The sequence below is a fragment of the Pseudomonas sp. DWP3-1-3b3 genome (assembly GCF_049896305.1).
Lineage (GTDB): Bacteria > Pseudomonadota > Gammaproteobacteria > Pseudomonadales > Pseudomonadaceae > Aquipseudomonas > Aquipseudomonas azotoformans_A.
Genome location: NZ_JAFCUA010000005.1, coordinates 212,230 through 224,143, shown reverse-complemented (window position 1 = coordinate 224,143; position 11,914 = coordinate 212,230). Strand labels below are relative to the sequence as shown.

General features: G+C 52.8%; 7 protein-coding genes. 3 read left to right on the top strand and 4 right to left on the bottom strand.

The window, feature by feature from the left end:
* Positions 1–435: 435 nt before the first annotated feature.
* The 3 genes from ACP7BX_RS17295 to ACP7BX_RS17285 are packed head-to-tail and all read left to right on the top strand — an operon-like array spanning position 436 to position 5,325.
* Entirely contained in the window at positions 436–1,689 is a 1,254-nt protein-coding gene (locus ACP7BX_RS17295; protein WP_426129011.1) for a tyrosine-type recombinase/integrase, read from the top strand.
* 11 nt (positions 1,690–1,700) lie between these two features.
* Entirely contained in the window at positions 1,701–3,221 is a 1,521-nt protein-coding gene (locus ACP7BX_RS17290; protein WP_426129013.1) for a tyrosine-type recombinase/integrase, read from the top strand.
* Positions 3,199–5,325 (top strand): hypothetical protein, encoded by a 2,127-nt coding sequence (locus tag ACP7BX_RS17285; RefSeq protein ID WP_426161314.1) that lies wholly within the window; start codon positions 3,199–3,201, stop codon positions 5,323–5,325. The genes ACP7BX_RS17290 and ACP7BX_RS17285 overlap by 23 nt, the downstream gene beginning before the upstream one ends.
* Before the next feature lie 814 nt (positions 5,326–6,139).
* Here ACP7BX_RS17285 and ACP7BX_RS17280 read toward each other — a convergent pair.
* The 4 genes from ACP7BX_RS17280 to ACP7BX_RS17265 all read right to left on the bottom strand — a co-directional run bounded on the left by ACP7BX_RS17280 (position 6,140) and on the right by ACP7BX_RS17265 (position 11,777).
* Positions 6,140–7,195, bottom strand: a complete 1,056-nt coding sequence (locus ACP7BX_RS17280) for a hypothetical protein (protein WP_426161313.1) — start codon at positions 7,193–7,195, stop codon at positions 6,140–6,142.
* 93 nt (positions 7,196–7,288) lie between these two features.
* Positions 7,289–9,316 carry a UvrD-helicase domain-containing protein gene (locus tag ACP7BX_RS17275; RefSeq protein ID WP_426129019.1) on the bottom strand — a complete coding sequence of 676 codons (2,028 nt, stop codon included), beginning with the start codon at positions 9,314–9,316 and terminating at the stop codon, positions 7,289–7,291.
* A gap of 2 nt (positions 9,317–9,318) precedes the next feature.
* Positions 9,319–11,361 (bottom strand): ATP-dependent nuclease, encoded by a 2,043-nt coding sequence (locus ACP7BX_RS17270; protein WP_426129021.1) that lies wholly within the window; start codon positions 11,359–11,361, stop codon positions 9,319–9,321.
* A 92-nt stretch (positions 11,362–11,453) separates the two neighbouring features.
* Positions 11,454–11,777 carry a hypothetical protein gene (locus ACP7BX_RS17265; protein ID WP_426129023.1) on the bottom strand — a complete coding sequence of 108 codons (324 nt, stop codon included), beginning with the start codon at positions 11,775–11,777 and terminating at the stop codon, positions 11,454–11,456.
* Between the last annotated feature and the right edge of the window lie 137 nt (positions 11,778–11,914).

Sequence of the window (11,914 nt, the reverse complement as noted above, 5' to 3'; positions counted from 1 at the left end):
TCCGCGGATAGCTGCCATTTCCGCTGAGCAGGTCATTTTTTTGATGCTGATTCAGGTCGAAGAAATCATCAGATTCAAATCGCTGAATTCGATGTGCTCAAAAAGCCCTCGGCGGGTGCAACATCAAGTCAGAATGCAGTTCAGCAAGATGGGAAAAAATCAGCAAGTATGTGAACCACATTACATCGAAATGGTGATTTGCTCAGGTCAATCACGACTCAAAAAATGATAAGTCCCCTAACATTCGACTCGGAATCTATTTTTTTTAAAGTCATTTCCTTTTAACCTACTGAAAAATAGTTAATTTTTATATTTATCATTTTTGCTTACCGGTCACATAAGCCACTGATTCGACCAATTCGTTTTCGACGTCTACTCTTTCAACGGGCTATGTCCAAAGTGTTCATGACGATTCCTTGAACGAGGTGGCTGTCGATGAAACTGATTCAATGCAGGTTCTCTTCAGGTCAACGACTACCGCTGCTTGTACAAGCTGGTGATGCGACGCCTTTGCCCATACTCATTCCGTTCATCTACGTCCAACTCAAACTCAGGCACCGCGCTTACAACACGGCTGCGGCGCACCTGCGCGCGATTCAGGCTTTCTACGCCTACGCCAAAAGCCGAGATCTGGATATCGATGAGGCCATCTTGGCCTGCCACTTTGAGGCGATTCTGGCTTTGCTGGACGGTTACGCTATCTGGCTCCAAAGTGGCCGTCATGCCGATAATCTGATCGCCAGAATCGGCAAAGCTGGCACTGTACTTTTTCAGCAGATCAGTTCACGAACACGTGATCAGTACCTGCGCCTGCTGAAGAAATACCTGTCTTGGTGCGTCACCCGTTACATCCCGCGCGCCCGTCAGAATTCAGCCACACAGGCTGACATCAACGTGGTATTTGCCGATGTCGCCGATGTCATTGAGCGGCGCTTTGAGAGCCATATCATCAATGCTCGTCCCGACCGCACTCGTTACCGCAGCCTGACAGATACGCAACTACAGATCGTTCGCACACTGATTCGCCCCGGCGCTGCGGAGAATCCGTTCCCGGAACGTTTGCAACTGCGTAATTGGCTAATCATTGAATTGCTCTTGGACACCGGTATTCGTCGCGGAGAGCTTCTGAAGCTTTACACCACGGATATCAATAAAGGTTCTCAGCATGCCTACGTCAGCATTAATGACCGCGAGCATGATGCCGGCGACCCGCGCGTTGAAGAGCCTGCGCTCAAAACACATGGGCGGACCGTAGGTATCTCCGCACAGTTGTATGAAGTCTACGAGCGCTATATCCAGAGCGACCGGCGTCCTCTGCGTGACGGTAAACCGATGAAATTGCTGTATCGCTATTTGTTCATCTCGGATCGTGGCCGCCCGCTGTCGATCCGCGCGTTGTCTAACGTTCTTGATCGGCTGTTTCTGACCATTGAGCTGGCTCATCCAGGATTGTTGCCTACACTTTCTGCGCATGACTTCCGCCACACCTTTGCCGACCGGTTTTTGGCTTACCTGATTGAAAAGCGTGGGCATGACCTCGATCGGGCAACGGACGAACTCCGGCGAGTCTGCGGTTGGTCTGATACCTCGTCTATGCCACGCCGTTACGCAGGTCGTTACCTAGCCGAGTCGGCCAACCTCCATAATGCCCAGCGCAGCTCGGCAGCCTGGAGCCGACTTGAAAGTTAAGGAGGTTTGCCGTGACCAAATCAGCCGGTCAAGAACACGCTTCACCCTCCTCCTCTTTGCCAGCTTACGTGTTCAGGGGCCCCGCTTACGTTGCGATTCGAACTCGCACTAATGACCAACCGCGATATGTCGATACTCAACTGAAGGTGTGGACTTGGTACGACGGTGGAATTGCACTGAAAATTGATTGGAGTGCGATCCAGTTGAATTCAGAGCTAATCGAAATAGGCAAAGGCTTTATGGCTTATGCACTTGAGAAATATGCACCTCGAACTGCGGCAATGTTCGCGGATACCCTTCGATTTTTACCTGGTACAAATCTCGCGGCCGGACTTCCTTGGGCCACAGATCAACTAATCACTGCTCTCGAAGAGATCAAAAAAACGAGGACAGTACTGGTAGGATTTCGAAGGTTTTATCGTTGGGCCATGGATAGAGGAATCAATGGCTTCGATCCAATCACATATTTAAAAATCAAGGAGATAAAGTCAGATCGGGTTGACCCGTATGCTCGAATTTTTCTCTCGCAGTCTGGTTTAGAGCTTGATGAGGAAATTCGATTACTCAAACGCATTGAGCGAGAACTTAAACCTGACTCTTGGGAGGATGTTCAGTTTAATATAGTGCTTCACTTGGGTTTCGAACTCGCACCTCGGTCGATTCAATTTCATTCGCTCGACATTGCTGACTTTGAGTTTATTGAGAGCGCTGATCACGAGAAGTACTACACCCTGTGGTTACCCATGGCCAAAAAAGTCGGCCAGCGCAGACCTGAGCGGCGCCCCCGCCAAATAACCACCCGCCTGGGTGAGAAAATCTCACGGCACGTTTCAGAAATTCAACGCCGTTTTGGTAGCGACTGTGAACCATTATTTGTCAATCCTTGTGGAAGGCGTCTCTCGGTTATTGAAATCGGTTCAGGCCTCAAATACGAGCTGCGTGAAGCTGGGATAGATAGGCCGAATCAGGTAACCATGTTGTTGCGTCATCACCTCGGGCAAGGCTTGGCGGATCAGGGTACTCCGGCAGACATGATTGCCGAACTGCTCGGACACAACAGCACGGTTGCAGCGCGTGCTTACGTAACGGCCACCCCCAACATTGCCCGGATCAAAGAGAAAGCACTGGGTAAGAGCCCGGCCTATCAACGCATCATGCGCAGTTTATTAACTGGGAAAATCGTCCAACGCCGCGATACAGCTCCTGAAAGAGCCGTCCGCGGCGTCATTGATACACAGTACATAGGCGATATTGGCGCCTGCGCCCTGCCGGTCCATACCCATTGTCCCTACAACCCTATATACGCGTGCTACACCTGCAAGAAATTCCACCCCTTTGCTGACGGCCGCCATGAGCAGGTAAAGGATGCGCTCCAGCGAGATGCCCAACGGTTCATTGATATGGCAGAACTCGCCGGTGATCTCATTCACAACCGGCCCCTGGCTCAGCACCAGACAACCATTCTTGCGGTAAGCGCTACGATCGAGCGCTGCCGGCAGCATTCGGAGGATGCAGCAGATGATGCTGTCTAGGGCAAGGCTGAGCCTCGAAAGCTTTATTGCACAGGAGCAAGCGATTTTTCGGTCATTACCGATTTCAACACCGTGGGCAGAACCATTGTGGGGTATCGGAAATTGGTTACCGCAAAGGGATCATAACAAACATGCTCTTACCTTTGAGGCGCACCGACAATCCCTCGAGAAGACAGGTTATCCTGCTCCGACCAAGGGCCCACTGCCCTTCGAATTCCAAAACTTTAACAAGGCTCTGATTGTGTATTTGCAACGCACCCGAAACCTGAAGTTTTCGATGGTCGCTGCATACAATATTGCCGTCCGGCGGCTCTACAACCCCTTGTTTGAGCGCGGTGTATCCGACCCCACACAACTGACGCGAGGTGACTTTGATCGCGTCGTCGGATTTCTCCGTGAGAGCTGCTATAAGAACCTCTACGATGCAATCTCTCACCTTCAAGTAATAGCGGATACGATTGATAATCTGCAATTAACCGAGATCGCCATCCACTTTGAGCATGATGCAAAACCAGAAAAACGCCGACACGATTACATTTCATTGCACGATCCTGATCGAGCGGTAAAACAGCGTAAATCTGATGATAAATTACCTTCTCGTGAGGCGATGGAGGCATATGCCATATGTTCGAACAACCCACTCAGTGACGGCGAAGAAATTTTGCTGCGAGTGATCGATTTATTGATAGCGACTGGGCAACGAGGTAACGAAGTAGCAGTAATACCTTATGATTGTTGGGTCAAAAGGCCGATCAAAGGGACGACAGGAGAAGTAGTTGTCGATGCCCATGGCAAGCCTCTGGTCGAATGCGGAATTAGGTACTTCGCGGAAAAGCAATTTCAATCCCGTGTTCATTGGTTTGCAAACAGCGACATTCCTCTAGCTAGGCGTGCAGTCAAACGACTCAAGGTATTGACGCACGAGCAGCGAGAAATCGCTAGATGGCAAGAAGCCAATCCGGGACGTCTGTGGGATTGCTCGCCGCAGGAAGTTCTGACTGAAAATCAAGTTCTCCAGTGGCTTGGATTTAGTGACGGGTCAAGCTCAGGGCGGAATCTCTACTTGTATCTTTCTAGAAATGGAATTGACCCATTCGACGATGAAACAAAACTTAAATCCACCGAAGCCAGAAAACGGAGGTATCTGGCCGGTAAAATTGAAAAATTGCTCGTTCCTAAGTTGCGTGGCCACGATGTTCTAACGGAGAATTTTGGTGGTGCGCCTCGGACAGTACTTAAAACCAGCGAAACGCTTGCAATTGCGTTTGACGGACAATTTCGTTTAGGTGGGAGAGAGTCCAATGTGTTCCGTGCCATACCGCGACGAGTCATGTTGACTGACATCAACCGGGCGCTCGGCGCGGATCCACAATTCTCCTCCATATTCTCGCGCCGTTCATTATTGGAAGCTGATGGGGCACCGATTAGGCTGACTAGTCATCAACCGCGCCACTGGCGAAATACTATTTATCATCTGACTGGCATGAGCAATGTTCAACAAGCGCTTGCCTTGGGGCGGAAACGCCTCGACCAGAATGTCTATTACCAACACACAAGCATTGAAGAAAACACCGCTACCCATCATGAGTTCTTGGCGTTCAATAGCCATCACGAGCGTATCGACTTTCTACATGCGGGCATAAGAGATAAGCGCATTCAGGGCGCTTTGACCGACAGTTACCATGCGCTGCTGTCAGATAAAGGCACGATCACGGCAGAAGCATTCCTCACCGTACACGCAACGGCGCTGCACGTGACACCCTTTGGAGGTTGCATTCACGACTTCTCCCAAGCGCCCTGCCCTAAGCATCTTCAGTGCTGGAATGGCTGCTCGCATCTCCATCTGATGGGCACTCCATCGGAACGGACGAACCTTGAGAAACAAGCCGAAAATCTTACGGCCGCAATTACTATCATGCGCGATGCCGGCGCCGGAGAGGCAGGCAGCGATGTATGGCTGGCGGACCAAGAGGACAAACTCAATAATCTAAAATCCGTCCTAGCACGCGACACCAATGCAGGTGTGCAACGCGTGTTTCCAAATGGGCGTCCAATAACGGTTGCGGACTCGGACAAACGACACAGTTCGGTTTCAGATGACTAGGGGCAATTATGGCGCGACGACAGACATTGAGGGGCGGCACTCTTGACGAAGCAATAGACGCTCTCCTCGCCCAGATGATTAGCTCTGGAGTGGAGCTCGCTCCCATTTCCCGACCGGAGGTGCAGCGCCGGCTGGGCCTGACAAGCCGAGCTACGCTAGGAGGTGACCGTGGAGACAGAATTGAGGCCGCCCGTATTGTTCAAATGAGGGAAAGCGGGAGAGATCCGGATGGTGCCCGCCGGCGCAGAAGTCTCGAAGAGCGTATTGCAAGTCTTCAAGCGGAGAACGCTGCGTTGGCAATACAGCGAGACAAGCTTTTCGAGGCTCTGTCAGTAATAGCACACAACTGCCTTATGAACGGTTTGGACGTAGAGTCAGTAATGGCACCGTTGAGAACACCCAATAAATCAGCTTAGTAGTCTTCGTATCGACTACAGATTGCGGCATTGTAATCTGCCCACAGTGCTAGATAGGACTGCGTCAGCTCTGACGACTACACATTACGGTACACGTATCCTAACTACTTAGTCCCAGACGCAAAGCGTTGACATGTGCGCCAACCGCTCGTAGAGTTTCGGTGGTAGCCCCTGAGGCACTTGAGTTTATCTCCCTTTGAGGGATCTGCAAAGCCCGGTTAGTAAACGGGCTTTTGCCTTTGTGTGTCTGTTCTGCGGGCGGCGTACTGGCCTGATCAACAGGCGTAAGTTTGAAGGAAGAGCATTCAGGCGACCGTTTGTCCCCCAAGATGTATTGGCATTTTACTGGTTAATGGCTGTTGACTGGACCTTATCGCTGGCGTGTATTCGATGGCCTACTACTCGCTTTTTATTAGGACTCTACCGTCGACCAAAGAAACAAGCCCCACCTCGGTAGTTACCCCAAGAAACTCGTAAATCGTCCGGACCTTGTCCACAAAGACGTCGTCTGCGCTGAGCAGGATGTGAGCGCGGGATCCGATTGCCGCATGAGCAGCATCGCTGATGGCGGCAACATATCTGGATTCACGCTTGAGCTTGCTGTCGGCCTTGTAGCCAATGACGTTCAGCAAGTTGTAAATGGCCGTAACTTTTTCATGTACGTGCATGTCTCGGCTGTACAGAGGCGCGGCGGTGATGCCGAGGAAGTTTTCGATCGAGTAGCCCCGATCGCGGTAGCCATCAAGGTTCTGGTAGGCCTGCCATATTTTCTCAATGACGCGGGGAGGCTTTATGTTGTTGAGTTCCTTCGGACCCAATCCAACCGAAGCTCGGTAATTTTTCACTCCCGATTGATCTGTCTCATCGCTGATATGTTTCGTCATCTCAGCGGCGGATAGTACAGAAACTTGTTCGTACTGGGATTGTAGGGTTTGGAGGTATTGCTCGATGCGCGCGCGCAGATGAGGGTGGGTATGGTCGAGTTGGGCAAGAGGGGCAGACAGACTTTTGATTAGGCCATCAAACGCGTCGATTTGCTCAGAGGCTATTTCGGTGAAAGTCGAGTCGCTGCGGCCCCCGTAGAGCTTGAGTGTGGTTTGATGAGCTGCCGCCAACATGATGTCGTAGACCGGCTCCGCCTGGAGATAATTGTCATAGGCTTGGACGGGAGGAACCTCATGGAGGATCATTTCCCCAGTAGGCTCGAAGCTATCGTTGACCTGATACCTGAAGTGCATTGCGTTCAGGGAGTCGAGGGCTGCCAGGAATTTATCAGGCTGGCCGCTGCGCTTGATCTCACGCAGCGTCTCGTCCGAGTAGATGACCTGAAATCGGTCAAGTAACGATGTAAAGAATGCAGGGTCGTGGCCTTTGACAGCCATGGTCAGTACGTTTTGATCTATATAAACGGTTGTCTTGCCCACATAGGGTGGCAGACAGGGGCTTGCATTCATTCTCATTGTCTCTGAGGTTGCGCAGGAGATGAGTGCCAAAAATTCAAGACAAATAACTTCCACCTTATCGGAGGCTAACAAAAGCGCAAGTTTTCACGGAGTTGGATCAACACTATCGACGGTGTTTCTGGGTACTATCTGATGAACGTTCCAGCCTTGGTCGATCAACATCTGGCGACTCTGCTCAAACGCTTCACCTTCTCCCAGTGATCGCCTGCTAATCGCCAAACACAGCAGGTGTGTTGGCCTGGTCATGGCGACATACATCGCCAGAAGGCGCCTCCTCTGGCGAATCTTCACAGACTTGCCTCCATGACACTGTTGCCCCAGCATCCAGGGCATCAGGCTGTTGAGTACATGGCCATAGTTATACGTTTCCAGAACCAGTGTCGCGGTATGTGTTTGGCCCTTAGCCGAATGAACGGAGCCAAGCTTGATGTCGACCGTTCTTTGCTCGTGCACGCATCGATACGTATTCATTGACGGTGCGACGGTTTCCTCTTGGATAGTCTCCTGAGCGTCTTCTACCCAACCCAGATAGTCCTTTCCAGCCTCCGATAGCTCGTTGGTAGCCGCGAGTACCTTCGCAAGTGATGAGAAGCGATGTCGCAGTACCTTCCAGCGACGCTGGCTGATCGTTTCGGAGCTGAACAAAACCTTGACTACCAGATGTTGGTACTGTTGCAGATCATCAGGCTTGATCAACAGCTGTTGTACCTGAACGTGCTGCCGCGCTCCAGGCTTGATCCTCATACGAGGATCAGACAGGTTCGCCAGGTGGATCAACGCACGAGCCATCTCCTCCACCGCCTGATGCGCCGTTTCCCCTTTAGTAAGGTGATGCCTGGCTAAACGTAGTCGCTCCACCAGTGTGGGTGGCTTGTAACCTGAGCCGCCGGCGTTGCGGTCGTACTTCCCCCAGTAATGTGCCACTGTTTTGGGGTAATGCTCGTCCTGGTCTTCCGGGTCTATGCCCTTGTGCGTAAAGCCTAGAGCAGTGATGGTCGCTTTCTGAAGCAGCTCTATAGGAAGGTGCTGCAGTACGTGGCGACCATAAGCATCGAGCACCTCGCCGCAATCTCCATCCGGGAAAACGAAAATGGTATGAGGTAGCCGTTGCTCATTCCCCTTCGCGCGAAGCCCTCTAAGGCGCTGCGCGACGGGATGAAACGCAAAAGGGTTAGCGAGCAGCGCGATTGATTCGTCGAATCGAAAACTGCTGGCAATGTCCAGCGATTGTTCGACATCTGGGAAATCGTTGCCTTGGGAGCTTGCTTCAGAGTCGAAAATTGCCTGGTTAGGATCGCCCACTCGTGTCACGCAGAGGCCCCCATCTTCCCGTGGAAAAATGGTACTGAGGTATTCGTTCTGAAGATCAGACGTGTCCTGCATTTCATCAACAAGTACACAGGGGAAACGGTGCCGAAGGGATGCGCCAACGCCCGGTCGTTCGGTTAGTTGTGCCTTGCCCAGAACGAAGATCTCGTCATAGCAAAAGTAACCACGCTTGGCGGCCTCACCCATCGCGGCTGCCATGATTTTGTAGCTGTCAGCATCCGGACCACAGGGAAAGTTATTGCCTGTGAGCGGGTCGGTGAAGTCGGTGCTGGTCAGCCTGAGACTCTCAGCTTTGAAATTGCTACGCTCGAAATATCCACGGACTTTTTTTCTGTCCGCGAGCGTCATGCAATTGAAGCGCATGCGATGCGTCAGCTCATCATCGATGGCTGTGAACCGAAACCCGGCAGATAGCAGCCATGGCGTGGCGAGAAATCGGCTGACAAAGCCGTGGATCGTATCTATGTAGTGCGGGTAGCTGAGCAGCCGCTGTCCCATTTCGGTGTTCCCGAGCCGGTGCTCGATCTCGTGACGCGCAACATTCGTATGGGATAAGACGCAGATACCGCGGGTACGGCTCGTCCACTTGCGCGCGAGAATAGCAAGCTTCGCGACGACCATCGTCGTTTTGCCACTCCCAGGACATGCGGAGACATCCAGCGTCTCACGCGATCGTAGGAACTCAATTCGAGGCGCATCGAGCTCCTTGAGCTTCATGAGTTCAACGACCCAGGCAACGTCATCCTCCGTAATCTCGGACACCAAATCTCGAAACGCGGTCATGATCAATCTCCGGACGGTTCTTGAGTTAACTCGAGATGCGTTGTCACGTAGGTAATCGCCTCGGTTAGATACCCTGGCAGCCAACCCATAATCTGCTCGCGGCTGAGCACCTGGCGCTGCAGGCAATCCTCCAACAAGTCGACCAGGTATTGTGCAGTGATGGCTTTGGATGCAGTCCTAGACGTGAACAGGCTGTAAATGTGTGAGCAGAGATGGGCATGGGTGTCCGTTGACTGGCGAAGCTGCTCAAACTCTGCTTCTGCCGCCTCGACGACCTCCTTAACTTTTTTCCGCTCCATGTTCAGCGCGTCATCATTTGCCGCGAGCCTGGCGGCTACTAAAAGCTCCTTCGCCAGGCCCGCGTATGCCAGGTCGTATTCGAGCGTCCAGTGATTCGCGATGAAGGTTTGAACGTTCTGGGCATCGTCGCTTTTGAGGTTTGTGCGACGAGCCGCTAGGGCTTCATCACGGGTTTTCTCATCATCCCCGAAATGCCTCATGGCTTTCCACCGACGGTGCTTCCCGTTCCACCTGGGATCGTTGTCATCGTCCACCAGTCCCAGGATTGCCGGCGCGCAGTCAGGCATCACATCCATGTCTGCGACTCTGGCGACAGGGATATTGAGCGTACCCTCCTCCGGTATCGCCCGTTGCAGTATGCGGGAGTATCGACCGAGCCCGGTGCCGCCCACATTCACCACGGAAACCCCGTGCCGGGTGAAATCCCGGCCCATGATCTTCGCCAGTGCCGGCAGTAGGATAGCCTCCCCATCCCCCTCAACGATGAGCACACCTCGTGCAAAGAACAGGTTGGCTTTGGTGACGTCCAGGAACCGCGCCAGAAACCGGTAATCGGTGGCATCAAGGTTAGTTTGCTTCTCCGCGAGCGAGTAGGCCTTGTGCCGATGCATGAGCACGAGGTTATTCAATGCGATCTTGGAACTCAGATTGGGGCTGTGAGTGGTCAGGATGATCTGCACGGGGCGCTGCTGATTGATCTCTTCCAGGTTGGACTCTTCCAGCTTGCATGCCATTGGTTTGGCCGCTGCTTCCAAAAATTCCATCAACCGCAATTGCCGCTGAGGATGCAGGTGCGCCTCCGGCTCCTCGATCAGCAGCAAAGGCAGCCCGTCAGGCTCTCTACCCAGAAGTAGCAGCTCGCAGGCCATGAAAAGCAGGTTGTTGGAACCGAGTCCGTAGGAACCCTTCGTATCACCAGATTGCTGATCTAGTAGCCCGAGTTCCAGGCGCTCAAGGATCTGGCGCAAGCGCGATGACTCCGACCCGCCCTCTACAAAGTTGATGTGGCTGTGCAGATCATCGCCCTCCAACCCTAGGTGGGAGAGGTAGTTATCGTTGATCGTGTCCTGGGCCTTCTTCACGCCCCCGTGCAGGTTGACCAGGTGACGCAGATACTCCGCCAAACCCGCAAGGCTCAGGCTGGCAGGATCGAGGTCTGCAAGAGGTTGGTCAGTGTTAAAATCAGCACCGTGCTTGATGTGAGGAAAGTTTTTCAGAACCTGGGACAGTCGAGACCCACGGCCAGGCGACATCTCGCGCTCAGCATCGCGCAGCGGTCGCAGGTACGCGGCGGCTAGCAACTGACGCACATTGACGTCCAAGCTTGGCCCTCCTCCGCTATGGCCGCTACGGACCGCGATATCAACCCAGCGACGAGCCAACTGATCGTCATTCAGTCGGCGTGCAGTCCAGTGCACATACACCGCAGCTTCTTGCTTGTTAAACGTGACGTACTCCGATAATGCGCCTTGCTCGGCAGTCGAGAGGGCGGAGAACTTTGCTACGATCTTGATCTGATGGGCTTGTTGACCATTCTCAGGGAAATGGAAGTCGTCAGGCTGCAAGCGTACGTACTCCCCATCCCGGGTCTGCAGCACCAACCGCAATGCGTCAATTACGGACGACTTGCCCGCATCGTTCTCGCCTACCAGCGCTGTGACGCCATTGTTGAAGCGAATTACCAACCCCTGCCGTCCAGCTCCAAACTGCCGGAAATTCTGAATCGTGAGCGCTGACAAATACATCCGTGTTTTCCTGTCGCAAAAGGTTTTGGCACGATACGCGCCTGCAGTAGCACGCGGGCTTTAGCGAGTGACCTCAGCATGGTGGGTACCTCTTAGGTGCCTTTGCCTTCACTTCCTTGGGGTAGTTCTGCCACAGTTTTCGATTTTTTTGGGGGGCGTGGTTTGGCTGCTTTCGTCTTGTTGAACTCGATGTCCTTTCGCACTTTCGCTGCCTGCGCGGCATTGGAGACATCCAATACCACCACTGACGTTGTAGCAGCTAGCTCGGCTGGCAGCAGATTTTCCAGTGCCGCCTTCAACGCTTCAGGTTTTTCGGGTTTTATGCCTGCTGGAGGCCGCGTCACACCAAGCGCATTATCGAACCAGAAGATCACATAAATGCCTTGACCTTCGGTACTGTTTGCATAATTGCGCATAAAGCTATTTAGATAGCATTTGTAGCTAGTTTACCCTCCGATAGCGCCATGACGCACCAAAAAGTCACCATCTTCATTGACCTTGTCGACGACACTGCGGAATCAAACCGGTACGCGACTCACTCCTGCCATCGACC

Bases quoted from the DNA above. Each gene is read 5' to 3' on its own strand.
- ACP7BX_RS17295 (WP_426129011.1), top strand. From the start codon at position 436: ATGAAACTGATTCAATGCAGGTTCTCTTCAGGTCAACGACTACCGCTG.
- ACP7BX_RS17285 (WP_426161314.1), top strand. From the start codon at position 3,199: ATGCAGCAGATGATGCTGTCTAGGGCAAGGCTGAGCCTCGAAAGCTTT.
- ACP7BX_RS17280 (WP_426161313.1), bottom strand. From the start codon at position 7,195: ATGAATGCAAGCCCCTGTCTGCCACCCTATGTGGGCAAGACAACCGTT.
- ACP7BX_RS17275 (WP_426129019.1), bottom strand. From the start codon at position 9,316: ATGACCGCGTTTCGAGATTTGGTGTCCGAGATTACGGAGGATGACGTT.
- ACP7BX_RS17270 (WP_426129021.1), bottom strand. From the start codon at position 11,361: ATGTATTTGTCAGCGCTCACGATTCAGAATTTCCGGCAGTTTGGAGCT.
- ACP7BX_RS17265 (WP_426129023.1), bottom strand. From the start codon at position 11,777: ATGCGCAATTATGCAAACAGTACCGAAGGTCAAGGCATTTATGTGATC.